General features: G+C 63.3%; 27 protein-coding genes. 15 read left to right on the top strand and 12 right to left on the bottom strand.

Annotation, left to right across the window (positions count from 1 at the left end; all coding sequences use genetic code 11):
* Nucleotides 1–2: 2 nt before the first annotated feature.
* Complete coding sequence (locus A9762_RS00500; protein ID WP_083253510.1) at nucleotides 3–674, top strand: hypothetical protein; 672 nt, start codon at nucleotides 3–5, stop codon at nucleotides 672–674.
* Nucleotides 675–761: 87 nt separating this feature from the next.
* On the opposite strand, the gene A9762_RS00505 is transcribed toward A9762_RS00500, so the two are convergent.
* Nucleotides 762–1,568, bottom strand: coding sequence for a phosphodiesterase (locus A9762_RS00505; protein ID WP_069340092.1), 807 nt, complete (start codon nucleotides 1,566–1,568; stop codon nucleotides 762–764).
* Between the two features lie 317 nt (nucleotides 1,569–1,885).
* Between A9762_RS00505 and A9762_RS00510 the strand changes: the two genes are divergently transcribed.
* Entirely contained in the window at nucleotides 1,886–2,404 is a 519-nt protein-coding gene (locus tag A9762_RS00510; RefSeq protein ID WP_069340425.1) for an Rrf2 family transcriptional regulator, read from the top strand.
* A gap of 36 nt (nucleotides 2,405–2,440) precedes the next feature.
* Here the strand turns inward: A9762_RS00510 and A9762_RS00515 are convergent, their stop codons facing one another.
* On the bottom strand, nucleotides 2,441–3,037 hold the full coding sequence (locus tag A9762_RS00515) for an FMN-dependent NADH-azoreductase (RefSeq protein ID WP_069340093.1): 597 nt from the start codon (nucleotides 3,035–3,037) through the stop codon (nucleotides 2,441–2,443).
* Nucleotides 3,034–3,492 (bottom strand): GNAT family N-acetyltransferase, encoded by a 459-nt coding sequence (locus A9762_RS00520; protein WP_069340094.1) that lies wholly within the window; start codon nucleotides 3,490–3,492, stop codon nucleotides 3,034–3,036. Before A9762_RS00520 ends, A9762_RS00515 begins: the two co-directional genes overlap by 4 nt.
* A gap of 346 nt (nucleotides 3,493–3,838) precedes the next feature.
* On the opposite strand from A9762_RS00520, the gene A9762_RS00525 reads away from it, so the two are divergent.
* Entirely contained in the window at nucleotides 3,839–5,053 is a 1,215-nt protein-coding gene (locus A9762_RS00525) for an NAD(P)/FAD-dependent oxidoreductase (RefSeq protein WP_069340095.1), read from the top strand.
* Nucleotides 5,054–5,145: 92 nt separating this feature from the next.
* Here A9762_RS00525 and A9762_RS00530 read toward each other — a convergent pair whose 3' ends face one another.
* The gene (locus A9762_RS00530) at nucleotides 5,146–6,072 is read right to left on the bottom strand and encodes a LysR family transcriptional regulator (protein ID WP_069340096.1); all 927 of its coding nucleotides are present in this window, start codon (nucleotides 6,070–6,072) and stop codon (nucleotides 5,146–5,148) included.
* A gap of 102 nt (nucleotides 6,073–6,174) precedes the next feature.
* On the opposite strand from A9762_RS00530, the gene A9762_RS00535 reads away from it, so the two are divergent.
* The 4 genes from A9762_RS00535 to A9762_RS00550 all read left to right on the top strand — a co-directional run bounded on the left by A9762_RS00535 (nucleotide 6,175) and on the right by A9762_RS00550 (nucleotide 10,490).
* A complete protein-coding gene (locus A9762_RS00535) occupies nucleotides 6,175–7,383 on the top strand; it encodes an MFS transporter (RefSeq protein ID WP_069340097.1) in 1,209 nt (402 codons plus the stop codon).
* A 41-nt stretch (nucleotides 7,384–7,424) separates the two neighbouring features.
* Entirely contained in the window at nucleotides 7,425–8,234 is an 810-nt protein-coding gene (gene dkgB / locus A9762_RS00540) for a 2,5-didehydrogluconate reductase DkgB (RefSeq protein WP_069340098.1), read from the top strand.
* A gap of 117 nt (nucleotides 8,235–8,351) precedes the next feature.
* Nucleotides 8,352–9,467: an alkene reductase gene (locus A9762_RS00545; RefSeq protein WP_069340099.1), complete on the top strand. Its 1,116-nt coding sequence runs from the start codon at nucleotides 8,352–8,354 to the stop codon at nucleotides 9,465–9,467.
* A 27-nt stretch (nucleotides 9,468–9,494) separates the two neighbouring features.
* Nucleotides 9,495–10,490 (top strand): aldo/keto reductase, encoded by a 996-nt coding sequence (locus tag A9762_RS00550; protein ID WP_069340100.1) that lies wholly within the window; start codon nucleotides 9,495–9,497, stop codon nucleotides 10,488–10,490.
* Nucleotides 10,491–10,599: 109 nt separating this feature from the next.
* Here the strand turns inward: A9762_RS00550 and A9762_RS00555 are convergent, their stop codons facing one another.
* Nucleotides 10,600–12,585: an alkyl/aryl-sulfatase gene (locus tag A9762_RS00555; protein WP_069340426.1), complete on the bottom strand. Its 1,986-nt coding sequence runs from the start codon at nucleotides 12,583–12,585 to the stop codon at nucleotides 10,600–10,602.
* 484 nt (nucleotides 12,586–13,069) lie between these two features.
* Here A9762_RS00555 and A9762_RS00560 point away from each other — a divergent pair, with 484 nt between their 5' ends.
* From A9762_RS00560 to A9762_RS00570, 3 genes are all read left to right on the top strand, one after another.
* A complete protein-coding gene (locus tag A9762_RS00560; protein WP_083253554.1) occupies nucleotides 13,070–13,699 on the top strand; it encodes a response regulator transcription factor in 630 nt (209 codons plus the stop codon).
* A 9-nt stretch (nucleotides 13,700–13,708) separates the two neighbouring features.
* Nucleotides 13,709–14,593: a sensor histidine kinase gene (locus A9762_RS00565; RefSeq protein WP_069340102.1), complete on the top strand. Its 885-nt coding sequence runs from the start codon at nucleotides 13,709–13,711 to the stop codon at nucleotides 14,591–14,593.
* Nucleotides 14,594–14,670: 77 nt separating this feature from the next.
* Entirely contained in the window at nucleotides 14,671–15,060 is a 390-nt protein-coding gene (locus A9762_RS00570; RefSeq protein ID WP_069340103.1) for a response regulator, read from the top strand.
* A gap of 28 nt (nucleotides 15,061–15,088) precedes the next feature.
* On the opposite strand, the gene A9762_RS00575 is transcribed toward A9762_RS00570, so the two are convergent.
* The 5 genes from A9762_RS00575 to A9762_RS00595 form a co-directional block, all read right to left on the bottom strand.
* Nucleotides 15,089–16,501, bottom strand: a complete 1,413-nt coding sequence (locus A9762_RS00575; RefSeq protein WP_069340104.1) for a DUF2252 domain-containing protein — start codon at nucleotides 16,499–16,501, stop codon at nucleotides 15,089–15,091.
* Nucleotides 16,486–17,778, bottom strand: coding sequence for a diguanylate cyclase (locus A9762_RS00580; protein WP_069340105.1), 1,293 nt, complete (start codon nucleotides 17,776–17,778; stop codon nucleotides 16,486–16,488). The genes A9762_RS00575 and A9762_RS00580 overlap by 16 nt, the downstream gene beginning before the upstream one ends.
* A gap of 13 nt (nucleotides 17,779–17,791) precedes the next feature.
* Entirely contained in the window at nucleotides 17,792–17,980 is a 189-nt protein-coding gene (locus A9762_RS28775; RefSeq protein WP_069340106.1) for a hypothetical protein, read from the bottom strand.
* Nucleotides 17,981–18,109: 129 nt separating this feature from the next.
* Nucleotides 18,110–19,036, bottom strand: coding sequence for an aromatic amino acid DMT transporter YddG (yddG, locus tag A9762_RS00590; protein WP_069340107.1), 927 nt, complete (start codon nucleotides 19,034–19,036; stop codon nucleotides 18,110–18,112).
* Nucleotides 19,037–19,114: 78 nt separating this feature from the next.
* Nucleotides 19,115–20,026: a LysR substrate-binding domain-containing protein gene (locus tag A9762_RS00595; RefSeq protein WP_069340108.1), complete on the bottom strand. Its 912-nt coding sequence runs from the start codon at nucleotides 20,024–20,026 to the stop codon at nucleotides 19,115–19,117.
* A 181-nt stretch (nucleotides 20,027–20,207) separates the two neighbouring features.
* Between A9762_RS00595 and A9762_RS00600 the strand changes: the two genes are divergently transcribed.
* From A9762_RS00600 to A9762_RS00620, 5 genes are all read left to right on the top strand, one after another.
* Complete coding sequence (locus A9762_RS00600; RefSeq protein WP_069340109.1) at nucleotides 20,208–21,104, top strand: amino acid ABC transporter permease; 897 nt, start codon at nucleotides 20,208–20,210, stop codon at nucleotides 21,102–21,104.
* Entirely contained in the window at nucleotides 21,104–21,904 is an 801-nt protein-coding gene (locus A9762_RS00605; RefSeq protein ID WP_069340110.1) for an amino acid ABC transporter ATP-binding protein, read from the top strand. The genes A9762_RS00600 and A9762_RS00605 overlap by 1 nt, the downstream gene beginning before the upstream one ends.
* A 55-nt stretch (nucleotides 21,905–21,959) precedes the next feature.
* A complete protein-coding gene (locus tag A9762_RS00610; protein ID WP_069340427.1) occupies nucleotides 21,960–23,276 on the top strand; it encodes an LLM class flavin-dependent oxidoreductase in 1,317 nt (438 codons plus the stop codon).
* Between the two features lie 50 nt (nucleotides 23,277–23,326).
* Nucleotides 23,327–23,827: a flavin reductase family protein gene (locus A9762_RS00615; protein ID WP_083253555.1), complete on the top strand. Its 501-nt coding sequence runs from the start codon at nucleotides 23,327–23,329 to the stop codon at nucleotides 23,825–23,827.
* A gap of 61 nt (nucleotides 23,828–23,888) precedes the next feature.
* Nucleotides 23,889–24,803, top strand: a complete 915-nt coding sequence (locus tag A9762_RS00620) for an ABC transporter substrate-binding protein (RefSeq protein WP_069340112.1) — start codon at nucleotides 23,889–23,891, stop codon at nucleotides 24,801–24,803.
* Between the two features lie 44 nt (nucleotides 24,804–24,847).
* Here the strand turns inward: A9762_RS00620 and A9762_RS00625 are convergent, their stop codons facing one another.
* The gene (locus A9762_RS00625; RefSeq protein ID WP_240493393.1) at nucleotides 24,848–26,272 is read right to left on the bottom strand and encodes a heavy metal sensor histidine kinase; all 1,425 of its coding nucleotides are present in this window, start codon (nucleotides 26,270–26,272) and stop codon (nucleotides 24,848–24,850) included.
* Nucleotides 26,269–26,943: a heavy metal response regulator transcription factor gene (locus tag A9762_RS00630; protein WP_069340113.1), complete on the bottom strand. Its 675-nt coding sequence runs from the start codon at nucleotides 26,941–26,943 to the stop codon at nucleotides 26,269–26,271. Before A9762_RS00630 ends, A9762_RS00625 begins: the two co-directional genes overlap by 4 nt.
* Nucleotides 26,944–26,976: the final 33 nt, after the last annotated feature.

A 26,976-nucleotide genomic window follows, 5' to 3' on the forward strand; every position in this document is an offset into this window, starting at 1 on the left:
ATATGAACAAGATCACGAAGCTTGTCCTGTGCGCAACGGCCACGCTCCTGAGCGCCACCGCATTCGCTGCCACTACGCCCGACGCAAACGCCGCAGCCCCCGCCATCCCGCCCGGCAATGGCGAGAAGGTCGACATGAAGTATGACGCGCTCGCGAGAGAGAACCCGATCCGCACCGTGCCGTCGGGCACCTGTCGCGTGAGCATCGTGCCGGCCATCGATGCCCGTCAAAACAAGGAGACCATCGGCGCGACCCTCAGCGGCGCATTGCTGGCCGACGACGTCAGCCCATGGATGAGCGAAGGCCTGCACCATTTGCAGGACTACGGATATGCGGTTTCCGATATCCCCGACACGGCGGCCTTCCCGACCGAGGGCATCGTCATTCGGGCAAGCGTGACCCGCGCCTTCACCTGGCAGATCGGCATGAAGCTGTTCGGCATGGTCGCGGTCAAGGCCGAGTTCATCAATCGCGACGGCGTGCTGGAGACCAAGTACTACCGCGCCCACGGCGACAAGACCAACATGTGGGGCGCAAACGCCGAGTATGTGACCACGCTCAACTACGGTCTGAACAATATGCTGCCGTTCATCGCCCGCGATTTGCAGTCGCTGTGCAAGGGTGAAAAGGTCGAGGAGTACACCTACGCCAGCCCGGACGGCTTGCCGCAGTAAGTTGTCCCCGGGGGGCGGACACCCGTTCTCCCCCCGGCTGTCCCCCTTTGCGCCCTATCCCCCTCGTTCGCCGCAACGACCGTCCGGTCACATGCGGTCGGCCTCGTCCTCATCGTCCTCAAGCCACGACTTGTCCAGATAGTCGTGGAAATGCACCGTGACCTGATCCTGCGCCAGCAGCACCACGGCGTATGCCGGCGGTTCATGGCTCTGACGCACCGGAAACACCGTGTGCATGTCGAACGGCACCTGGTGGTTCAGGCCACGCATCGTCGAATACGGAATACCGTGCCAGCTACCGCACACCGGACGGTGCACATGGCCGAAGAAAAGGTGACGGAGGTTCTTGCGGCCGCCCACGAGCGCAAGGAACGCCTCGGGATTGGCCAGGCCGATGTTGTCGAGACTCGCGATACCGATGTCGAACGGCGGATGGTGCATGAACAGATATGCCGGACGCTCGCCCAGTTGGTCCAGCTCGCGCGCAAGCCATGCACGCCGCGCCTCGCAGTACAGGCCGCCGTGCTGCCCCTCGTCGAGCGTGTCGAGCATCAGCAGCGACGCATCGCCCACGTCGAACCGCCCCTGCACGAAACCGTTCTCGTCGCGCAGCCGCTCGGGAAACGCGCCGGTGAACACCGAGCGCAGATCATGGTTGCCCATCAAGGGAAAGCTGGGGAAAGGCAGGCGGTCGAGTTGTTCGCGCAACGCGGCATATCCCGGCGCTTCGCCACGATGCGTCAGATCGCCCGTGATGACGCAACACTCGGCGTCCGTGTGATGCTCAAGAATATCGTCGACCCACGCGACAAGGCGGGCGTAAGGATCGAGTCCGTAAAGCGGCTCGCCCGGCGTGACGAGATGGGTGTCGGTAATGTGGATGATTTTTGTCATGCGAATGGACGTTCCCGGGAAATATCGAGCATGAAGCGCGCGCGGCGCGAGCCCGACTATCGTACAGATCGTCCACCCTGCACGCCACGCAAGAATTACGTGTGACACGGCCGCTCAACAGTGGGATGAATGCCCGGCATCGTTGAAATGCGACGCAAGGGAGGGACGCCCCCGAAAACGAAGATTGACGCAGCGGCGTATAATCGGACCAACATTACACCGACCGCGTGAGTCGCCGTTTGTCGCACATCGACGAACGACGCCGAAGCCCGGACACGCAGCACTCGTTGCTCGGCCCCCATAGACCGCCCATCACCATGTCATACATCAGCACCGGCGTCGAATACAGCCTTCACTGTCTGCTTTATCTTGCGGATTCGTCTGCCGGGGTGCGCGACGCCAGCGTGCGCGATCTGGCCGAGATGCAGGGCATTCCCGTGGAGTACGCCGCCAAGCTCTTCACCCGCCTGTCGAAAGCGGGGCTGGTCATGTCGACGGAAGGCGTGCGCGGCGGCTATTCGCTCGCGAGAGACAGTCACTACATTACGGTACACGACGTCATCGTCGCTATCGACGGCGAGAAGGCGCTATTCGACTGCCGCGAAGTGCGACGTCAATGCGCGGTGTTCGACGGAGATCCCCCGGCCTGGGCGTCGAAGGGCAAGTGCTCGATCAGCGCAGTCATGGCGTCGGCCGAGGCGGTCATGCGAGCGGAGCTGCAAAAGCATACGCTCGCCGATCTGGCCGCCGGTGTGAATGCAAAAGCGCCTGCCGCGTACGGCAAGCGCGTCATCACGTGGTTCGACGAGCGCGCCGCAGCGCGACGCGGCCACTGAGGCATCCGCGCGCGCGGCACGGCGCGCGGTGCCCCGTCAGCGCGTCAGATAGCGCGCGAGATCGCTGCGGCAGTCGAGCAACGCGCGCTCCCCCGCTTCAGGGCCGGCGACCAGACCCTGCATCAGGAAAAACGTCACGTCCTCGATGCCCATGCAACGCAACGCGTGGCGCAGATACGGCGTGAGGAAGTCAGGCTGACGTGCGTTATCGCCCGTATGAAAGCCGCCGGACCCGACGATCACGATCGTCGGGCGATCCTTCAGCAACCCCACCTTGCCCTCAGGCGTGTTGGCGAACGTCTTGCCGATACGCACCACATAGTCGATCCACAGCTTGAGCGCCGCCGGCACCGTGAAGTTGTGCATGGGCGTCGCGATGGCGAGAAACGACGTCGTCTCCAGCTCGTCGATCAGCCGGTCCGACAGTTCGAAATGCGTGCGATCCGGTTCCCGCGACGTAATGGCGGCGGCATAGTCGCTCGAAATCGGCGGCAGCGGCGAAGCGACCAGATCACGCACGATGCCCGGTGCGTCGCCGTAGCGATTCGCGTTGTTCTCGAGAAACGTACGTGCCATCTCGAACGCACGGCTCGACGGGCCATGCGGGCTGGCATTGAGCAACAGACTTCTCATCGACGCACCTCGTCCGACGTGGCCAGCGACTCGGTGAAATGCATGCCCTTGGCGAGCATTCCGTTGCGGAAATAGAACCGCTGGGCGAGCGGCATATGCAGCCCGGTGTCGAGCACGAAATTGGCGCACCCGGCGTCGCGCGCAATCTTTCGCACTTCGCCAAGCAGCTTCGAGCCGACGCCACCGCGCTTGTTGTCGGCGGCAACGACCAGATCGTCGACATAGATGAAACGCCCGTAGATCAGGTTCGTCATATAGCGGTAGCCCGCCAGCCCCAACAAGCGCTCGCCGTCGAAGACCCCCAGCAGATGGTAGGCCTGAGCGCGCTGCGCCTCGACCTGCTCGGCGAAAGCGTCGGCGCTCACGAGGTGCGGACGCAATTCCTTCATGACGGCATAGGCCGCGCGGACGTCGTCCGACGTCTCAAGATGTTGGAAAGTAAGCAAGGTATTCATGATCTCTCTGACAGTAGTCCACCGCCGACTGTAGTCCCGCGGTATCCGCCGGACCAGAGACAAGAACTGACGAAACGTCCGGGACAAGCCGGGGCCGGTAGCGGCCCCTTCTCCGCCCCCCCTCCCGCGATTCCCCCGCACACCGTGCCCTCCCGGAACAGGGACAAAAAGCGTCAAACGCATTGGGACAAGATACGGCAGACCGCCATTTCGGCCAAAAATCGCTTGCGCCACCAAACTCCGACTCATAGAATCGGCGTTATCAGATCTGAGCCGAGCCAAGAATCGCCGCGCACCGGTGACTCGAAGGCCCTCTCTCCCCCCGAAGCATTCAGGAGCAATCCGCATGACCCAACGTATTCTTGTCATTGGCGCCGGCTTTGCCGGTACGTGGAGCGCGCTGGCATCCGCCCGCCTGCTCGACATGGCCGGACGCACCGACGTGGAAATCGTCCTCGTCGCGCCGGAGCCGCATCTTCACATCCGCCCCCGCCTGTACGAAAAGAACCCCGGCGGCATGAAAGCCCCGCTGCAAAAGCTGTTCGACACGGTCGGCGTCCAGTTCATTCAGGGGCGCGTCGCCCATATCGATGTGGAGCATCGCATGGTGACGATTGCCGATATCGACGCCGACGCCCCGCATGGCGCCATCAGCTACGACCGTCTGGTGCTTGCCGCCGGCAGTCGCCTCTTCAGCCCGCCGATTCCGGGCCTTCAGGCGCACGCGTTCAACGTCGACCAGATCGCCGACGCCATGGCGCTGGAAGCCCATCTCGCCGGTCTGGCGAGCCGTCCGGCCAGCCCGGGACGCAACACGGTCGTCGTGGCCGGCGCGGGTTTCACCGGCATCGAGACGGCGGCGGAAATGCCGTCGCGCTTGCGGGAGATCCTGGGCGAGAACACCGACGTGCGCGTCGTCATGGTCGAACGTAACGACGCCGTCGGCCCCGATCTCGGCCCCGGCCCGCGTCCGATCATCACGCAAGCGCTCACGGAACTGGGTGTGACGTGGAAACTCGGTTCAGGCGTCGCCAGTGTGGACGAACGCGGCGTCACGCTGGAGAACGGTGAGCGTATCGACGCCGACACCGTGATCTGGACGGCCGGCGCGCGGGCCAACACGCTCACGGCGCAGATCCCCGCCGAGCGCGATGCATTCGGCCGCCTGCTGGTCGACGCCAACCTCAAAGTGATCGGTCTCGACGAGGTCTACGCCACCGGCGACTGCGCACGCGCGGCGACCGACGACGCAGGCAATCCGACCATGATGGCGTGCCAACACGCCATTTCGCTCGGCCGCTCGGCCGGCCACAACGTCGCGGCGGATCTGCTGGGTGAAGCGCCGATTCCGTACCATCAGCCGAAGTACGTGACGTGTCTCGACCTCGGCCCGTGGGGCGCGGTTTATACGGAAGGCTGGGATCGTCAGGTGGTGCTGACCGGCGCGCAGGCGAAGAAGCTGAAAAGCGAAATCAACAGCGTGTGGATCTATCCGCCAAGCGACGCCACGCGTGCGCAGGCGCTGGCCAGCGCCGACCCACGTCAGGCCGTCGTCGCTTGACGTCATGATGCGAGCGGCGCGCGGGCAGGTCTGCGCGCGAACGCTCCGGGGTCCTCCCCTTGTAGCAACCGGCGCAGTGAGCTCCCCCCATCTCACTGCGCCACCCACGCCGCCGCCCCGCCCTTCTCCGTCTGCTCGCGTAACGCCGTGACCAGATAGTCGACGAACGACGCAATGCGCGCCGAGATCGCCGTGTTGCGGTAGTATACGGCATGGATCGGCTGACGTACGTCCTGCGTCTGACGCGCGAGCACCTGTACGAGACGGCCCGACTCGCAGTCGCGCTTCGTCATGAACTCCGACAGGCAGACGATCCCCGCGCCTTCGAGCGCGAGTTGACGCAGCGTCTCGCCGCTGGAGGACATCACATCCGGCTCGATGCGGTGCGGTTCGCCGTCTTCCCCCAGAATCGGCCAGACGTTCAGCGATTCCGGCTGCGAGAAGCCCAGCAACGTGTGTTTGGCGAGATCGCCGACCTTGCGCGGCTGTCCGTTCGCGGCCAGATACGCCGGACTGGCGAACATGCGCGTGCGGCTGTTGCCGATCAGACGGCTATGCAGCGTCGAGTCCTTCAACCGGCCGATGCGGATGGCGACATCCGTGCGGCGCTCCAGCAGATCGATGAATCCCTCGTTGCTGTTGAGTTCCAGCTCCACCTCCGGATAGCGCTCGCGATAACCGGGCACCAGCGGCACGATCACGTGCAGCATGAACGGCGTTGCCGCGTCGACACGCAGCCGGCCGGACGGCTTTTCGCGACGCGTGAGCATCTGTTCTTCCGCACTCTCGACCGAATCGATGATCGCCCGCGCGTTCTGCAGGAACGCACTGCCCTCCTCCGTCAGTTCCAGCCGGCGGGTCGTGCGGCGCAGCAGCGTGGTCTTGAGCTTCTCCTCCAGCCGGCCCAGCGTCCGGCTCGTGGCCGACACCGTCAGGTCCAGTTGCTGGGCCGCCGCCGTGATCGACCCGGTGTCCACCACGGCCGCAAAGGCTTGCAGTTCGTCGAGCGTGATCTTCATTGTTGATTTGAAATCAAAATAATTTCGTTTATAGGCTACTTTTTCCGCAAAAGTAAAGGGCGCACACTGCCGTTCATCTTGATCCCCTCGGGTATTCCCGTCATGAACCAGTCATCTTCCCCATCCGCCCAGACGTCGTCGGCACACGCCACGCTGTCGCTGCTGGCCCTTGCCATCGGCGCGTTCAGCATCGGCACGACCGAGTTTTCGCCGATGGGACTGCTTCCCGTCATTGCCGAAGGCGTTCACGTCTCGATTCCGACCGCAGGCATGCTGATCACGACGTACGCCCTCGGCGTGATGATCGGCGCGCCCATCATGACCCTCATCATGTCGCGCTGGTCGCGCCGCACGGCGTTGATTGCGCTGATGAGCATCTTCACCATCGGCAACCTGCTCTCGGCGGTGTCGGCGAACTACACCACGCTGCTGCTCGCCCGGCTGGTGACGAGTCTCAACCACGGCGCATTCTTCGGTCTGGGCTCCATCGTGGCCGCGAGCGTCGTGCCGCGTGACAAGCAGGCCAGTGCCGTCGCCACCATGTTCATGGGGCTGACGATCGCCAACATCGGCGGTGTGCCTGCCGCCACCTGGCTCGGGCAGACCATCGGCTGGCGCATGTCCTTTGCGGCTACCGCCGGCCTCGGTGTCATCACCATGCTGACGCTGCGCTTTGCGCTGCCCAAGGGCGAAGCTGGACGCATGCCCGACATCCGTCGCGAACTCTCGGTGCTCACGCGTCCTGTCGTGCTGATGGCCATGGCCACCACCGTGCTCGGCGCAGGCGCCATGTTCACCCTGTACACGTACATCGCGCCGACGCTCGAAGCCATTACCGGTGCTTCACCGAGCTTCGTGACGGCCATGCTCGTGCTCGTGGGGGTCGGCTTCTCGGTCGGCAACATTGCCGGCGGCAAGCTCGCCGACCGCTCGATCAACGTGAGCCTGATCGTCTTCCTGATCCTGCTCGTCGCGATCATGCTGGCCTTCCCGCTGCTGGCCCGTACGCATCTGGGCACTGCGCTGGCCGTGCTCGTCTGGGGTATCGCCACGTTCGCGCTGGTGCCGCCGCTGCAAATGCGCGTGATGCGCGCTGCCGCCGAAGCCCCGGGCCTCGCCTCGTCGGTCAACGTCGGCGCCTTCAACCTCGGCAATGCCGTTGGGGCCGCCGCCGGTGGCGCTGCGATCTCGGCGGGTTACAGCTACACGGCCGTACCCATCGTGGGTGCGCTGATCGCCGGATCGGGCCTGCTGCTGGTGCTGATTCAGATCGCAACACAACGCACGCCGATGCAACCGGCGAGCAACTGATACCCCTTTTCATCTACCCAATTCACATTCAGGAGCTCACGATGAGCAATATTCCCGCATTCGGTCTCGGCACGTTCCGCCTGCAAGGTCAGGTCGTCATCGATTCGGTACGCACCGGCCTCGAACTCGGCTACCGCGCCATCGACACGGCGCAGATCTATGGCAACGAAGCTGAGGTCGGTCAGGCGATTGCCGAGTCCGGCGTCGCCCGCAAAGACCTGTTCCTCACGACGAAGATCTGGGTCGAGAACTACAGCAAGGACAAGCTGGCCGCCAGCCTCGAAGACAGTCTTTCGAAGCTGCGCACGGACTACGTGGACCTCACCCTGATTCACTGGCCCGCACCCGGCAACGGCGTCTCGCTCGACGAGTTCATGACCGCACTGGCCGACGCGAAGGCCAAGGGTCTGACGCGTCAGATCGGCATCTCGAACTTCAACATCGATCTGACGAAGCAGGCGATTGCCGCCGTTGGCCGCGACGCCATCGCTACCAACCAGATCGAACTGAGCCCGTATCTGCAAAACCCGAAGCTCGTCGGCTTCCTGCAAGAACAGGGCATTCACGTGACGTCGTACATGACGCTCGCGTACGGCAAGGTGCTGGGCGACGCGACGCTGCGTGCGATTGCCGAACGTCATCAGGCCACGCCGGCGCAGGTGGCGCTGGCCTGGGCGCTTCAACGCGGCTTCTCGGTGATTCCGTCGTCGACCAAGCGCGAGAACCTCGCGAGCAACCTGCTGGCGCAGACGCTGCGCCTCACGGACGACGACATGGCCCAAATCGCTGCACTCGATCGCAACGGCCGCGAAGTCAGCCCCGACGGTCTGGCTGCACGCTGGGACGACTAATCACGCGTGTGACGGGACGAACGGTTGTCCGCTCGTTCCGCCATCGCCGCGCTCCGGCATGGACGTCTCTCAAGACACGCAAAGACGTCCTCACGGAACGCTTCTACGGAAATCATCATGACGCAGGATCCTCTGTTTCAACCGATGCAACTCGGCGCGCTCACGCTGCCGAACCGCATCGTCATGCCGCCGATGACGCGCTCACGCGCGAGCCAGCCCGGCGACGTACCGAACGCCCTCATGGCCGAGTACTACGCGCAACGCGCCGGTGCCGGCCTCATCGTCAGCGAAGGCACTTACATCGCACCGTTGGGCAAGGGCTACGCATGGACGCCCGGCATTCACTCGCCCGCGCAGGTCGAGGGATGGCGCACGGTCACCAACGCCGTACACGCGGCAGGCGGCCATATCTTCGCGCAGCTCTGGCATGTGGGCCGTCTGAGCCACACGAGCCTGCTCGGCGGACGTCAGCCGGTCTCGTCGTCGCCCATTCAGGCCGATGGCGTGAACGTCTTCATCGCCGGTGAAGACGGCACCACGCCCGGCTTCGTGCAGGCTTCCCTGCCGCGTGCGCTGAGCGTGAAGGAAATCGGCGAGATCGTCGATCAGTACCGCGCCGCCGCGCGCAACGCCATCGACGCCGGTTTCGACGGCGTGGAGCTGCATGGCGCGAACGGCTATCTGGTGAACCAGTTCATCGACTCGAACGCCAATACCCGCACCGATGCCTATGGCGGTTCGCTGGAAAACCGTCTGCGCTTCCTGCGCGAAGTCACCGAAGCCCTGATCGAGGGCACGGGCGATGCCTCGCGTGTCGGCGTCCGTCTCGCACCGCTCACGACGCTCAACGGCTGTGTCGACGCCGATCCGGAAACCACGTATCTCGCTGCTGCGAAGCTGCTGGGCGAGCTGGGCGTGGGTTACCTCCACATCGCGGAAGCCGACTGGGACGACGCACCGCTCATGCCAATGGAATTCAAGCTGAAGTTACGTGCGGTGTATCCCGGCGTGCTGATTTACGCCGGTGGTTACACCGCTGAGCGCGCGCGTGCAGCACTTTCGGAGGGATGGGCAGATCTGATCGGTTTCGGCCGCCCGTTCGTCGCCAACCCCGATCTGCCGGAACGGCTACGTGTGGACGCACCGCTCGCGCTCCACCATCGGGACACCCTGTTCGGCGGCGATGCCCGCGGCCTGACAGACTACCCGACGATGGTCAGGGCAGCCGCCTGATCGCCGTCGCAAAGTAAGGAATCGACCATGAGAGTCAAGCTCCCCTCCCGCCTCGGCTTCGGTACCGCGCCGCTGGGCAACATGTATCGTGACATCCCGAACGACGAAGCGATCGCGACCGTCGACGCCGCATGGGAAAGCGGCATCCGTTACTTCGACGCGGCGCCGCTGTACGGTGCCGGTCTCGCGGAATTGCGTCTGGGCGAAGCGCTCGCCGGACGTCCCCGCGACGAATACTCGATCGGCACGAAAGTCGGCCGATTGATTCTGGACGAACACGAAGACGCATCGCAACGCGACCTCGGTGAGAAAGGCGGCCTGTTCGAGCATGGACTGCCGAACAAGATCGTCTACGACTACACGGCGGACGGCACGTTGCGCTCCATCGAAGACAGTCTGAAGCGCTTGCGCACCGACCGGCTCGATTACGTATGGATTCACGACCCGGCGGTGGATTTTCACGGCGATCGCTGGCATGAAGTGTTCGACGTCGCCATGGAGGGCGCCGCCAAGGCGCTCACGCGACTGCGCGACGAGAAGGTCATCAAGGGCTGGGGACTCGGCGTCAACCGCATCGAACCGTGCGAGCTGGCCATCGAGCGCGCCGACCCGGACGGCTTCCTGCTGGCCGGACGCTACACGCTGCTCGACCATGCGGATGCGCTCGCGCGTCTGATGCCCATGAGCGCAGAACGCGATCTCGGCATCATCGTCGGCGGTCCGTACAACTCGGGCGTCCTCGCCGGTGGCACGCATTTCGAATACCAGCCCGCAACGCCCGAGTTACTCGCGCGTGTCGCCCGCATTCGCGACGTCTGCCAACAGTTCGGCGTGGACATTCGCGCCGTGGCGCTCCAGTTCTCGCTGGCCCATCCGGCGGTGGCCGGTGCGATTCCCGGTGCGAGCCGCCCTGAGCGTATCGAAGAGAATCAAGCGCTCGCGAGCGCAGCGATTCCCGCCGAATTGTGGACCGCACTCAAATCGCAGGGCTTGATCGCCGAGAACGCGCCGACGCCCATCTAAACGCGCCACGCGCTTTCACCGATCCGTGAAAAACGGAAATGCCCGCACGTCGTCGAACGTGCGGGCATTGCTTTACGACCATTTCTTTACCGCGTTACGTCCGCACGGATCACGGTTCCGCGATCGTGAACCAGAAGTCGAACTTGTCGTACAGGCCGAGCATTTCCTTGAACTTCGCGCGGTCGCCGTCGAACTTCACCTGACCGCTGTCGGCGAGATTGCCGAGCTGCAACTTGCCGAGCGCAATGTCGTCCAGCGTCGTTCGATTCAGGCTGATGTTGGCATCTGCCTTCTGCAAGACGGTGTCCTTGCTGTAGTTCATCACGCCGTTCTTCACCGTCAGCGCGTACTTCTCCTTGGTGTCGGGGAAGTCGACGTTGAACGCATACGCCTTACCCGCCGCCTTCGGCCCGTTCAGGTGAATGGCAAGGAAGTCGAGGAACATCTCGGTGGTCATGCTACGGATGATGTCCGGTGACGACGTGTTGGGCGCCGCCACTTTGTGGACACCATCACGCAACTCTTGCGCACCGGTCAGGTAAAAGTTACGTACGGGCCCCGACTCCGCCTGATAGCCCAACTGCTCCAGCGATGCCGCTTCGAGCTTGCGCGCTGCCTGATGGGTCGGTTGGGCGAACACGACCTTGTTGGTGAGTTCCGCCGCCCAGCGATAGTCGCCTTTGTCGAAAGCCGCCTTCGCCTCATGAAGCATCTTGTCTGCGCCGATGAGCGCCACGTAGCGCTTCGCCTCCTCGGCAGGCGGATAGGGATCGAAGTTCGCCGGATTGCCGTCCCACCAGCCGAGATACAGCTGATATGTCGCGCGCACGTTATGCTTCAAATTGCCGTAATAGCCCCGATTGGGGAACTCCTTGGCCAGCGAATCGGGCAACTGGAACTGGTCCGCGATCTCATGCATCGTCATGCCCTGATTGGCCATGCGAAGCGTCTGGTCATTAATGTAGCGATACAGGTCACGCTGCTTCTCCAGATGCTCCACGACACGTTCGTTACCCCATTGCGGCCAATGGTGACTGCTGAATGACACCACGGCGTCCTTGCCCCAGAGGCGTATTGTTTCGTCGAGATAGTGCGCCCACTTCTGCGCGCTACGAACCTTGGCACCGCGCAACGTCAGAATGTTATGCAACGTATGCGTGGCATCCTCGGCCAGATCGATCGCCTTGAACTGCGGGAAGTAGAACAGCATTTCCGCCGGCGCTTCGGTGCCGGGCGCCATCTGGAAGACGATGTCCACGCCGTCGATGTTGAGCGTCTCGCCCGTCTTCTTGATGAGCTTGCTCGGCTCGAATAATGTGATCGTCCCGGCTGCCGTCGTCAGACCAAGGCCGCCCCCGACGTTGCCCTTCGGATTCTTCGGCAGCAGATTGCCGTACATGTACGACGCGCGGCGGCTCATCACCGTCCCGGCAAACACGTTCTCGCTAACGGCCTCTTCCATGAAGCCTTCAGGCGCCACGAGCGGCACCTTGCCAGAGCGCACGTCCTTCTCGTCGACGACACCACGCACGCCGGCAAAGTGATCGACGTGGCTATGCGTGAAGATCACGCCGGTCACTGGCAGCTTCTCCACTTTGCTGTTCACAAGATCGAGCGACGCCTTCGCCGTCTCGGCGGACGTCAGCGGATCGATCACGATCCACCCCGTCTTGCCGCGCACGAAAGTGATGTTCGCGAGATCGACGTTACGCACCTGATAGATGCCGTCGACCACTTTGAACAGGCCATGCGCCGAGAGAAGTTGCGACTGCCGCCACAAACTCGGATTCACGGTGGGCGGTGCCTCTCCCCCCATGTTCTGCTTCAGAAAGTCGTACTGCGTCAGGTCGATGACTGTGTTCCCCGCAGCGCCCTTGATCACCGGATTCGACAAATCGGCGATGAAACCGCGCTGGATATCTTCAAAATCCTGCTTGTTCGCAAAGGGAAGGAAATTGCGAAGCTTTGCATTCGCATCGAGCGTGGCGCGCGTCGCATCGGCGGGCGCGACGGGAGACGACTGCGCATGGACCACTGGCCCCGAAAGGGTCGCGGCGACCAACGCAATCGTGGCAACAACCGACTGGCATTTCATGAAGACCTCCGCTGTTACATAGAGAAGCGTGACGACATCGTGATCGTGAATCAACGGAAGTCATTCTCTGCGGAGGTTTTCGACATTGACATAGGTGTTTGGGGAAAACACGCCCGCCCTTTGGGGCAACGGGAACATGATCCGAGACTCGAATTCTCACAGCATGGAAGCGCATTCTCATACGAGCTGCCATGACGATCATCAGAGGCGAAGTCGCCTCATATGTCTTTAAAACGGCCGTATACGAAAGATCACTCACCTCGCATCAAAAAACGGTCTTTACGAATTTATTCAGAGGTGCTATCAATTCAAAAACGCTCGATATTCGAGATATCCATTAAAAATCTTCTTAACAATTTCCATAGGAATCATTCGAATACCTGCCTGGATAATTTAAATAACCTTCATCAGAAAAATTCCTACACCGGATGAAGGCATGACCGAACCAGGGGATCTAACAGAGGCGCGTATGACGCGGGATGCCATGAACGAGTGTCGTGATTCGGTAGTGCATGTCGTCGACGACGACGCTTCCATGCGCGCAGCGCTCTCTCGCCTGCTCTCGGCGTCGGGCTATCACACGAAGGAGTACGCCTCGGCGGGAGAGTTTCTCGTCAGCGAGCCCGACGCTCGTCCCGGCTGCGTGCTGCTCGATCTCGAGCTTGGCGGCCCAAGCGGGCTCGACCTTCAACGCGCACTGCGCCGTCAGGATTCCTCGTTACCGGTCGTGTTCATGAGTGGCTACGGCGACGTGGCGCGTTCGGTCGAAGCGATGAAAGGCGGCGCCGTGGATTTTCTGATCAAGCCGTTTGGACGCGATGCGCTGGTTGGCGCCGTCGAGACCGCTATCGGTCTGGCACATGCGAAATCCCCGCCAGGCGAGATGCAGAGCGACGATACAGACGCAACCCTCAGCGGTCGTGAGCGTGTCGTATTGCAAGGCATCTCGAAGGGACTGCGCAACAAGCAGATTGCCGCCGAACTCGGTCTGTGCGAGCGAACCATCAAAAGCTGTCGCGCTGATCTCATGCGCAAGCTCGGGGCGTCATCGCTCGCCGAATTGCTGCGCAACGCCGAGCGGCGAGCCGCCGAAGCGAATTTGCAGGCCTCGTGAGCGCCGCCAGTGGAGGCGCTCCTTGTCCTGATCGTCATCGCCGCGCAGTCCATCACCATTCTCGCCCTGCTCAAGCAACGTCGCGAACGTAAGCTCGCCGAGCGTGAGGCCGCCACACGGCGTGCCGACCTCACACGAGCCGCGCGCATCGCCACAGTGGGTGAACTGAGTGCATCGATTGCCCATGAGGTCGGCCAGCCGCTCGGGGCCATCCTCAGCAACGTCGACGCCGCCGATCTCCTGATGCGCACCGCCCCCGACAACGCTCACGCCATGCGTGAGATTGGCGAAATCCTGAATGACGTCAGGCGTGACGCTCTGCGCGCCAACGATGTCATCGTGCGTCTGCGGGCGCTGCTTCAGAAGCAATCCATTACCTTCACGCCCGTCGATTTCGATGCTGTCCTTGAGCGCGCCGCCTCGCTTGTCCGCCCGGAAGCGCGACGTCGCGGCATCGTGGTCGATGTCTCGCTCGACACGCATGGCACGCAGGTCCTTGCCGATCAGGTGCAGTTACAGCAGGTACTGCTCAATCTCGCGATCAATGCCATGGATGCCATGGAGAATGCCGAGCATCCGGATCGTGTGCTGTCCATCGCAACGAAAACATGGGGAGACGGTGTCGAGCTGATTGTCAGCGACAACGGCGTCGGCATTCCCGACCAGAACGTGGAGCAACTCTTCGAAGCGTTCTACACGACAAAGTCACGCGGCACCGGTCTGGGGTTGTCCATCGTGCGCTCCATCGTCGAAGCGCACAGGGGCACGGTCACCGCACGGCGAAAAGCAGTTCGCGGCACCGAGTTCGTTCTCTGGTTGCCGCTTGCCCCCACAGCACTTGCGGGCGAATCGACACGGAGCGGCGATCCCCTCGAGCAAGTCACGCCGCACTGAATTGCCCCTTGGGGGAACCGGTTTTGCCCCAAGTCCCGATAGAAGGCCGCGCAGGTTCCGAAGAAAAATGACGTCATATGGAACACGCTCGCCGCCCGCTACCGTCGGAAACCTTCGTCGCGATTCTCGAAGATGACGAAGGCTTGCGTCGTGCCATCGAGCGACTGCTGAGCATCGCCGGCTATCGCACCCGTGCGTTTTCCAGTCCAACGGACGCGGATATCGTCGAGTCCGTGACACGGGCCCGGTGCCTCGTCGCGGACATCCAGTTGCCGGGCGTGACCGGACCGGCGTTCTACGCCTTGCTGCCCTTGCCGCGCCCGCCAGTCGTCTTCGTGACCGCCCACGACACGTCGTCCCTGCGCGACGCCGTGCGTGGCATCGGGTCGCACGAGCTACTGAAAAAGCCTTTTCTCGGCAGCGATCTGCTGGCCGCCGTGGAGCGGGCTACGCGCAACGTCGCATGACGTCGCGAGAGCCCGCGTCCGCCCCTGCTCACACGCGGAAATCGGACGCCATGTCCTCGTCGCTGCGCGCCACCAGCTTGCCCGAGCGGCAGGCACGGATGAAGGCGTCATAGTCCTTCTGATTCTGTGTTGCGTAAGCCAGCGCGTACTCGGTCATCGCATCGGCCAGACGCTTACCGTCGCCCGCGTAGGACGATATCTCCACGGCCATCCCGCCCGACTTGGCATGCGCCCGTGCGAGCGCCCAGCCGCAAATGCGCGCGTAGCCCGACAGAATCGTGTCGCTCATGCGCTCGACGTCTGCCGAGACCTTCATGTCGCGCAACTGGCGGAAGTAGAAGTTGCGACCATTCGGGCCGGTCGTCCAGCCAAGGAAAGCGTCGCTCGCCGCTTGCAGCAGCCGTTGTCCCGCCACCACGCGCAGTCCCTGATGGGTGACCTTGCCCGTCGGGAAATAGTGAGAGATGACCGATTCGCGCGCTTCCTTGACTTGCAGGAACAACGGCTTGCCATGCGCGTCGACGAACAACATCACGAGACAGAACGTGCCGACACTGCCCACACCCACGACCTTGAAAGCGATGTCCTGAAGCTGGAACTGCCCGATGAGTGCGCGCCGGTCGACCGGCAGCGTGCCGAGGTACTCGTCGAACGCCTGCGCGAGTTTGCCCTTCCATGCCTTCGTATCCGACCAGGCCTGCGCGTTGCCCAGCAGCGAATTCGGTCCGGACGGATGGAACAGCGCCGGCGGCGCGTCCTGAATGATCCACTTGCCGTCCTGAAGCTTGGCCATCTTGTCGAGCATGGCTTCGTGTGAACGACCTGCGGCCTTCTGCGCCGTCTTCCGGATCAGGCGTCGTCCTTCGCTCGTCACCGCCGTCTCGGCCATGCGCTCGAAGGTGACGATTTCATGCCAGAGGTCGAGGGCGCTGTATCCCGCGTACTCCGTCATGCGTTCACAGTACTCACGTACTGCCATCGCCACGATGTCGCGAATCGTCCCGCGATCCACGCTCATGTGTTCGCCCGCGATGGCAAAGCTCGCAGCGAGCCGCTTGAGATCCCACTCCCACGGCCCTGGCGCCACTTCGTCGAAGTCGTTGAGATCGAACACGAGCTGACGTTCCGGCGTCGCAAACCCGCCGAAATTCATCAGGTGGGCATCGCCGCAGATCGGGAAGTGGAAGCCTGTCGACGGCGTTTTCGCCAGATCGTGCGCCTGCAATACCGCGCTGCCGCGATAGAACGTGAACGGTGAGACCGACATGCGGCCGTATCGCAGTGGCACAAGCGCATCCACCCGCCCGGCGCTGTTCTGGCGCAGCAACGCGACGGGATCGCGGTCCACGTTCCCGACTTCTGCCTGCTGGGCGCGCGCCGCCCGTTCGCGTGCCATCTTGCCAGCCGCCTTGCGTTGCTCCAGAGTCAGATCGCCGGACATGGAACACCTCCATAGGTTGGGTGAATCGTGACGCGGTCGCGACCGCCGCTTTTCGCTGAATAAAGGGCTTCGTCCGCCGCTTGCAGCAGCAGGTCGGGTGTGCCCGACGGGATCGGCCCCGTTCCCGCCACACCGATGCTCACCGTCACGTGCCCGTGCTGACTTCCGTCGTGCTCGATAGCCGCGGCGCGCACGGCAACGCGTACGCGTTCGGCGACATCACGCGCCCCGCAGGGATCGGTTCTCGGCAGAATCACCATGAATTCCTCGCCGCCATATCGGCCGGCAACGTCGCCGGGACGGCGGATGGAGCGCGATATCGCATGACTGACGGCAACGAGCGCTTCGTCGCCGGCGGGATGCCCGTACCGATCGTTGAACGTCTTGAAATGGTCGACGTCGATGAACAGCAGCGACAGCGGCGCGTGTTCGCGTTGTGCACGGCGCCATTCGCGGTCGTACGCTTCGTCCAGCGTTCGGCGATTGGCCAGCCCCGTGAGCGGGTCGGTACTCGCCATGCGTTGCAACGCCGCTTCGGCCAGCTTTCGGCGACGTCGCTGTCGGCCCAGCAGCGTTGCAAGCACGGCACAACCTGCACCCAGCGCCGCCGTCAGGCCCGCGACCCAGAAGGCGCGATCTCGCCAGTCCGCGAAAATCTCCCGCTTGGCGGACCGGATCTCGATATGCAGCGGCAAGTCCGTGAGCGGCTGCCAGACGTAGAGAAAGTCACCGTCGACGTCATCCGCCGACGTGGCGCCGGCAGCGGCAGCGGACCGCGCTGGATGCGTGCCCCGCTGTTGCAGGTCGGTACTGGCGAGCACGCTGCCATCGGGGCCGAGCAACGAAACAGTGTCGTGCGAGCCGGCAACGACGCCCGCGAACAGGCGTGGGAAGTACCCTGCATCGATGTCGGAACGCTCCCCCTTGCCGTCGGGGCGCTGCTCGAACTGCGCCAGACACCGCGACATGGCATCGGCCTTGCCCACACCGTCCGGTGCGCGCATGCACGCCGCGATGTCGCGCTCGACGACGTGCGCCGTCAGCAGCGCTGCACGGTGGTTCGCCTCGCGCGCATGATCGAGCACGGCACGACGCCCTTCGTATAGCAACGTCGCCCGTACGCCGATCACGATGACGACTGCGAGCACCACGGCAAGCAGCGTAAGACCCAGCGCGCCGAACCATCCACCGGTACTTTGTGGCGACTCCGCAAGCGGGGACGACGCGGACGAATTCGATGAAGACGGCGAGGCAGGAGGCGTCGAAGGCGTCGTCATGGCAGCGTCCCCGTCAGACCAGCGCCTTGACGACTTTGCCCAGCACGGCGGACAGAGGCAATTGCAGCGCCCGTCGTACCGTCCCCATGCCGATGTCGGGGATGAGTCGCAGGCGTCGCTGGAGATGGAAGCCGAGATCGCCCTGTACCAGCGACAGATCGATGGCCGAGACATCGGCCGACGTGGGGTCTGCCTTGGCCATGAGAGTCTCCTTGCCGGGCGGGTGGGCGTGCGACGCAGGCTCACCAGTCTTGCGCAGGACCGGCCAGAGGACTATCGGGATTTCGGGCAACGCATTGCCCTTTGGTGCATGAAGTGCCGCAGCGGCTTGTCAGACGCCGTCGCCCGTGCGCACCTGCGCCTCACGGCGACCGCGCCCGGCACGCGTGGCGAGCCAGCAGAGAATCGAGCCGCCGCAGACCATGCAAGCGCCCCACCAGAACGGCGCGGACAGCGGCGTGTGCAGCAGAAGCGCCGCGAGCGCGGCGGACAGCACCGGGATGAAATACGAGGCGCCGACGAGAATCGTCACGTTGCCCCGCAGAATGCCGACGTTCCACGCGGCATATCCGAAGCCCATCGCCGCCGCAGCCAGCACGAGGTAAATACCCGCGTGCAGATCGAACGTCATGGCGCCGCCGCCACCCGCGAAATACTTGAGCCACAACGCCACGGCAACGAGCATGAAGAACGGCGTGACACCGTTCTTGCCGTCGGCGATTCTGGCCGTCACCGTGCAGTACGCGGCCCAGATGATGGCGCCGACGAACGCCAGACCGTAGCTCAACGGATTGTCGGCCACGTTGAGCGCCATGCCCGGCAGATCGAGCCCCTGATCGCCACCGAGCACCCAGCAGATGCCAAGCATCGACAGCACGAACCCGGGCACGACGAGCCAGTTGGCCCGCTGCTTGTTGAACACGATTGCGCTGACGAGCGTGAACGTCGGCCACAGGTAATTGACCATGCCGACCTCGATCGCCTGACGCGCCGTATTCGCGTAGCCGATGGACAGCGACAGACACAGCTCGTACGCGACGAACAGCACACTGCCCCACAGCAGATAACGACGAGGGAACGTGCCGAGTTTCGGAAATCCCACCGTCATCACGAGGAACAACGACGCCACCGTGTAGATCGCGGCGGCCCCGCCCGTCGCCCCGAGACTTTCACTCACCCCACGAATCAGCGCCACGATGGACGCCCAGAGCACTACTGCGCTCAGACCAATGAGTGTCGCCTTGTTCCTACTGTTCATTCGGGTGCCTGCGAGTAACTACGTTCAGGGAAGAGATATTGCCAGCGCGGAATTATACGAAACGCCGTACGCACCGGATCATGTGCCGGTGACGATGGCGTCGCCCAGCTTCTCCTTCGCGAACGCGCGCACATGGTCCACGAACGAATTCAGCAGCAACGGTGTGGGCCGCTGCGACGGCGTCAACACGGACGTATCGGTAAAGATCGCCGGTTCGAACGGCTTGAATACCACCCCCGTCCCCCGGTAACTCCACGCACTGAAAGCGTCGATCAGCGCGACGCCGGCCCCCGCCTCGACGAACGAGCAGATTGCGTAGGAAATCTGGCTCTCCATTTGCAGCTTGACCTCGACGCCATGCGACGCGAGCAACGCATCGATTTGCAGTCGCGCCTCCACGCTGCGCGGGTGTGCCACGAAACGTTCGCCCGCCAGGTCTTTGGGACCGATGGCGGCCCGGTCGCATAACGGGTGCCCGGCAGGCAGCGCACAGACCATCTTCGCTGCCACCAGTCGCTCGCCGTGCGCCGTCGAATGGCTCAGGGACAGACGGGCAAAGCCGACGTCGCAACGCTGCCCCACGACCATATCGACAATCGAACGGGTCGAGTGCATGACCATCGAGACATGCGCTTCGGGCCGGGTCTTCAGATAGTCCGAAATGGCATGCGGCAGGAACGAAAGCGCCAGCGCCGGCGCGGCGGCCACGTGCAACGTGCCGCGCTGCATGTTCCGAATCTCGTCCGCGGCCCGGGCGATGCGATCCACGCCCGCCAGAGAGCGCTGCACTTCCTCGTACAGCGCACGCGCCTCCACCGTCGGATACAGCCGTCCCTTCACGCGCTCGAACAGCCGGAATTTCAGCGACCGCTCCAGATCCGCGATCAGACGCGTCGTCGCAGGCTGCGAGATATGCAGCATCTCGCTCGCGAGCGTGACCGTCTGGTGAAGCATCACGGCACGGAAGGCCTCAAGTTGGCGGAGTTTCATCTGCGCACCCAATAACAAAACATTATCGATTTGCAAAAAGAAAGCATTTCACAAGCGGATTTTGACTTTCTAACCTTCTTACATCTCCCCATTCTATGGGGTCAGGCGACGAAAAAACCGGCAATAACGAGATGTATTGAAAAAGGGGTTTACCCCAATATTCGAGAGGATGACTCACCCCATGAGTAACGAAACCACGTACACGCTCCCGCCACCGGCGGCGCGCGACGACGCCGTACCGGCACCGCCTGCGGACCAACGCATCCATCCCCGTCCGAAGAAATCGGACTGGCTCTGGTACGGCCTGTTCGGCGTGGCGCTGATCCTTTTCTACCAATGGTTCATCGACAACCCGCGCTGGCAGTGGGACGTTGTCGGGCACTACCTCTTCAATGCCCGCGTGCTGGCCGGCCTGCGCAACACGCTGATCCTCACGGCACTGGCCAGTGCGCTCGGCCTGGTGCTCGGCGGCATCGTCGCGGCCTGTCGCATGGCGGAAAACCCGGTGCTGCGTGGCGCGGCCTTCGCCTACATATGGATCGTGCGGGCCACGCCCACGCTCGCCATGCTGCTCTTCCTGTTCTTCATCTCGGCGCTGGTGCCCCGCTTCTATCTGCCGGTGCCGTTCCTGAACATGAATCTGTTCGACATCGATACGAGCAACGTGATCTCACGCCTGAGCGCCGCCATGATCGGGCTGGCAATCTACCTCGGCGGCCACAGCGCCGAGATCTTTCGCAGCGGCCTGGGTGCGGTCGACAAGGGTCAGCGCGAAGCCTGCAAGGCCATGGGCATGAGCGACTTCCGGATGATGTGGCACGTGGTCATTCCGCAGGCCGTGCGCGTCATCATTCCGCCGCTGGCCAACGAGCTGATCACGATGTTCAAGAACACGTCGCTCGCCTCGGTCATCGGCTACGTGGAGTTGCTCACGACCGTGCAACTGATCTACTCGACGACCTTCGAGACCATTCCCCTGCTGACCGTCGCCTGTCTCTGGTATCTGTTCCTCACCAGTCTGGCGATGTGCGGTCAGCTCCTGCTCGAAAAGCGCTTTGGAAAAGGAGTTCATCCGTGATGAACACGACCCACGATGCGATCCATCTGCGCGCGCAGCCCCCGCTGCTGCAAATGCGCAATGTGACGAAGCAGTTCGGCACGTTCACCGCCTTGCACGGCATCGACTTCAACCTCTATCGCGGCGACGTGGTCGCCATCATCGGCCCCTCCGGGTCGGGGAAAAGCACGCTGCTTCGCTGCATCAACATGCTCGACCTGATCGACGCCGGCGTGGTGACGTTCAACGGCGAAGTGCTGGGCAGCGAGATGCGCGGCACACGCTGCGTGCGCCTGCCCAAGCGCGAACTGGATCGTCAGCGACGTTACTTCGGCATGGTGTTTCAGGGGTTCCATCTCTTTCCGCACTACTCGGTGCTCGATAACGTGCTCGCCGGTCCGCGCATCGTCGGCGGCGCCGCGCGCAAGGACGTGATCGAACGCGGCAAGTATCTGCTCGCGAGAGTGGGCCTGTCGGACAAGATGAATCACTACCCGTCCCAACTCTCCGGCGGCCAGAAGCAGCGCGTTGCCATCGCCCGCGCGCTCGCCATGGAGCCCGAGGTCATGCTCTTCGACGAGCCCACCAGCGCGCTCGACCCGGAACTGGTGCAGGAGGTGCTCGACGTCATGAAGGAACTGGCGAGCGCCGGCACCACGATGGTGGTCGTCACGCACGAGATGGACTTTGCGCGCAAGGTCTCGAATCACGTCGTCTTCATGGACGGCGGGCGCATCGTCGATCAGGGGCCGCCCGAACACATCTTCCAGGGCTCGGGCACGGAGCGCAGCAAACGCTTTCTCGCCAATGTGCGCGGATGACGACGCGCGCTCGCCCATCCCACTCGATAACAAACTCGATAAAACAGGATTCGACATGTCAAACGACGGAATGATGAGACTCGGTGTCTCGATGCGTTATCTGGGCTATCACATGGCCGCGTGGCGGCATCCCGATGTGCCGGCCGACGGCGCCATCGATTTCCACTATTTCCTCGAAAGCGCACGCAAGGCGGAAGCCGCGAAGTTCGACATGATCTTCTTCGCGGACGGCGTCGGCGTAAGAGCCTCCGACACGCCTCGCGGTTCGGCAGCGCGCGACGCGAAGAATGCCGAACTCGAACCGCTCACGCTGCTCGCGGCCATCGGCGCGTGCACGTCGCGCATCGGCCTCGTCGGCACCGCGTCGACCACGTACAACGAGCCCTTCCACATCGCGCGTAAGTACGCCTCCATCGACCACATCAGTGCGGGTCGCGCGGGCTGGAACGTCGTCACCTCCTGGTCGCAGCAGGAAGCGTGGAACTTCAATCGCGACGAGCATCTCGGCTACGAAGTGCGATACGAACGCGCCGACGAATTCGTCGACGTCGTGAAGAAGCTCTGGGATAGCTGGGAAGACGACGCCTTCATCCGGGATAAGGCCTCGGGCGTGTTTTACGACGAGGACAAGCTGCATGTCCCCAACCACAAGGGGAAACATTTTCAGGTCCGGGGGCCGCTGAACTCCGCCCGAACCCCGCAAGGCCGTCCGATCATCGTGCAGGCGGGTGCGGCCGAGGCTGGCCGGGAAATTGCGGCGAAGAATGCCGACGTGGTGTACAGCGCCTCATTCGACATTGCGTCGGCCAAGGCCTATTACGCCGATCTGAAAGGCCGTCTCGCGAAATACGGCCGCACGCCGGATCAGCTCCTGATCATGCCCGGCCTGACGCCTTACGTCGGCCGAACCCGGCAAGAAGCGCAAGACAAGTTCGATCGGTTGCAGGAGCTGATCGATCCGCTGAGCGGTCTGTCGATCCTCTACAGCACGCTGGGCGACCTCTCCGGCTACGACCTCGACGGCCCGGTGCCGGATACCAGTTCCGGGCCGGTGAGCAGCATCGGCAACGGCCTGATCGAAATGGCGCGTCGCGACAATCTCTCGATTCGCCAGCTCTACAAGATCCGGGCATCGGGCGGACGTCAGCTCATCGGCACGGCCGAGGACATCGTCGACGACATGGAGGCATGGTTCCGCGAAGGCGCTGCTGACGGCTTCAACCTGTGCCCCGCCATCCTTCCCGGCGGCCTCGACGACTTCGTCGAACTCGTGCTGCCCGAACTGCGACGTCGCGGCCTGTTCCGCACCGAGTACGCCGCCAGCACACTGCGCGGCAACCTCGGCCTCGGTACGCTGCATTACGGTGACTGAACGACGAATGAACGAGGCATCGGCCTCATCGGAATTCATGAGGTATGAGCATGAACGAACAAATTTCCACCGACGTCTTCCGTCACGCCATGACCTGCTTCGCCAGCGGCATCACGGCAGTGACCACCTATGAGCAAGGCACGCCCTCCGGACTGATCGCCACGTCGGTATGCAGCCTGTCGGCCGACCCGGCAACGATTCTCGTGTGCGTCAACAAGTCGGCGTCCGCGCACGACGTCCTGCTTCGCACCCGTCGCTTCGCGGTCAATCTGCTGTCGGCCGAGCAGTTGCCGGTGGCGCGACGCTTCACGTCGCTGCGCGGCCCGGAACGATTCGACCCGGCGCATTGGCGCACGGGCGATCTCGACGTGCCGACATTGCTCGACGCGGTCGTCGTCTTCGAATGCCAGTTGGCGAAGGTGCACGACGGATTCACCCACAGCATCATCGTCGGGCAGATCGTCAAGGCCACCGTCAACGACGCGCGGGAGGCCGACTGCCTGCTCTGGCATCACCGGGACTTCGCCCACAGCCCACAGCGGGCGGCATGACCCGCCGGCATTCATCGCCATCCGGACGTGCCCGGCACGTCCCCTTCACCGAGGCCTTCGCATGACTCGTCACTTCCTCTGCGCGACACGTCGCGTATTTTCCATCGCTTGTGCCACCGCACTTGCCACGCTGTCACTTGGCGTCTCCGACGCGGCGTACGCGGTGGAGACAACGCCCCTGCCCGCCCCGAAAGTCGATCCGGCGCTGGCCGCGCAGGTGCCGAAGTTCTACCGCGATCGGGGCACGCTCACGGCAGGCGTCAATCCCGATGTCGCGCCAATCAAGTTCGTCGATGCGGACGGCAATATCGTCGGCTTCACGCCGGAATTGCTGTCGGCCGCAGCGGCGGTGCTCGATCTGAAGGTCAGGCTCGCGCAATCCTCTTTCGATGCGCTGATTCCGGGGCTGAGCGCCAACCGCTTCGATGTCCTGCTGTCGCTCTCGGACTTCACGTCGCGCCAGAAGGTCGTGACCTTCGTCGATTATCTGGACATGGGGCTGACGGTCATCGCGCTGCCGTCCAAGGCGACGAAGCTGCAATCGCTCGACGATCTCTGTGGCATGCAACTCGCGCTGCCACGCGGCACGGCAACCATGGAAAAGGCCAGCGTACTGAGCGATAAATGTCAGAAGGCGGGCAAGCAACCGGTGACGGTAGCCACCTACCCCGACTCGAACATGACGCTGCTGTCGCTGTCGACCGGGGCGAGTCAGGTGGCGTGGGTAGACTCGCCGATCGGGTACTACAACGAGAGCAAGTTTCCCGCGAAGTACAAGGTCGTCTATTACAACGCGGAAGCCCCTTACGGAATCGGCTTCGGCGTCGATGAGAAAGGCAAGCAACTGGCCAACCTGATCCGGCAGGCGTTACTCAAACTCCAGAAGGACGGCACCTATGATCTCTTGCTGAAGAAATGGGGACTGACGGCGAAGGATGCCAAGCCCGACTTCCCGATCAACGGTGGGACGCGATAGGGAAATCGGGAAGCGGGGGCATTCGGTCGTGACGCCCACGGGCGTCACGCCTTCGGGAATACCAGCGTAAAGCGCGTCACGCCGTTCTCGCTCGTCACGCGCCACGCGCCGCCGTGCAATTGCATGATGCTTCGCACGATGGACAGCCCGAGACCGCTGGACTCGGACGACCGTTGCCGCGACGCGTCCGCCCGATAAAACCGGTCGAACAAACGATCGCGATGCGCCGCCTCGATCGTCGCGCCAAGGTTCTCCACATGCAGCAGCGTCTCGTCGCTGCGTTGCTCCGCGATCAGGCGAATCGCACTGCCCTCGTTCGCGTGCCGCACCGCATTTGCCATCAGGTTGGCCATCGCGCGGCGCAGCAGTTGGGCGTCGGCCAGCACTTCGCCGTCGCCTTCGCGTTCGATGCGCAGGCCACGCTCGTCTGCCAGCCCCTCGAAGTAATCGGCGATGCGTTCGAATTCATCATTCACGTCCAGCGAACGACGATCGATAGCGTGATCCGCGTGTTCGGCACGCGCGAGGAACAGCATGTTGTCGATCATCTTCGAGAGACGTTGCAACTCCTCGAAGTTCGATCCCAGCAGACGCTGGTAATACACGGGCTCGCGCGAATGGCTGAGACCGACTTCCGTCTGCCCCAGCAAGTTGCCGATGGGCGTGCGCAAGTCGTGCGCCATGTCGGCCGAGACCTGCTGCAATTGCGTGAAGCCCCGCTCCAGCCGTCCGAGCATCGCGTTGATCGACACGACGAGCGCATCGAGTTCGGCCGGGGTATCGCGTTGCGGCAGCCGCGTGGAGAGCGTGCCGACGCCGATGGACGCCGTCTGCACCGCCAGCCGCCGCAGCGGACGCATGCCACGCCGCGCCAGCCAGAACGCGAACAGCGCCGCGAGACAGGCCGCTGTCGTCGCAAACAGGAAGATCTGGGTGCGGTAATCGCTCAGCATGCGCGTGCGCTCGGTCATCAGGCGACCCGACATGATTTGCAGATCGCGCTGGCCGGTAACCCCATGCGCGGTCGCAGCCACGTAGATGAACGGCGTGCCGTCGGCGGCCTGCGTGTGATGCACGGCGTCGAGCGTCAACGGGGCGTCGGGGGCGACGGGCGTGACCGGCGGCACGATCGCACGCCCGGGATTCACCTCGATGAGCGGCGGCTCGCCAGGATATCCCACGACCAGCAGCGACTCGGTGTTCCCCAGCATGTTGGCGAACAGATGCGGCTTGTCGCGAATGAGATCGTGCGCGTCGACATCCTGCATCAACGTGCGCAGTTGATCGACACGCGTGACCAGCGCGCCATCGTCGCGCACCACCAGCTGCGCCTCAAGCTTCCAGTACAGCGCGAAGCCGACCACCGCCATCGCGACGAACGCCATCAGCGCGAAGCCAAGCGCCAGACGCGTGCTGAGCGACATGCGTTTGTCGTGCGCCGTTTCCGTAGTGCCGGAGAAGGCCGTCATTCGATCTCCTCACAGCGATAGCCCACGCCATGCACGGTGTGGATCAACCGCGTGGCGAACGGCTCGTCGATCTTCTGCCGCAGACGTCGCACCGCCACGTCGACCACATTCGTATCGCTGTCGAAATTCATGTCCCACACGCGCGATGCAATCAGCGCACGCGACAGGACCTCGCCCGGGTGCTGCACGAAGAAGTGCAGCAGATTGAATTCCTTGTTGGTCAGCGTAATGCGTGTGCCGCCGCGTTCGACGCGACGCTTGGTCACATCGACGCAAAGATCGCCGACACGTAAGACATCGTCGGTCGACTGCGGCTGCCCGCGTCGCAGAATGATGCGAATGCGCGCGAGCAACTCCGCAAAGGAAAACGGCTTGACGAGGTAGTCGTCCGCGCCGAGATCGAGCCCTTTGAGACGGTCTTCGAGCGTGCCCCGCGCACTCAGGAACAACACCGGCGTGCGCGTGCGATCGCCCAGCTTGCGCATGACGGTCCAGCCGTCCATGCCGGGCATCATGACGTCGAGCAGAATCAGGTCGTACGTCAGCTCCTGCGCCATATGCAGACCGTCGATGCCGTTGGGCGCCACGTCGACCACATACCCGGCTTCGGTCAGGCCGTTCTGCAAATATTCGCCAGTCTTCGCTTCGTCATCTATGACCAGAATGCGCATGGTGTCGGCAGGCTCTCAAAAAACCAATAGCGA

The sequence above is a fragment of the Pandoraea sp. ISTKB genome (genome assembly GCF_001721285.1).
Classification (GTDB): Bacteria; Pseudomonadota; Gammaproteobacteria; order Burkholderiales; family Burkholderiaceae; genus Pandoraea; species Pandoraea capi.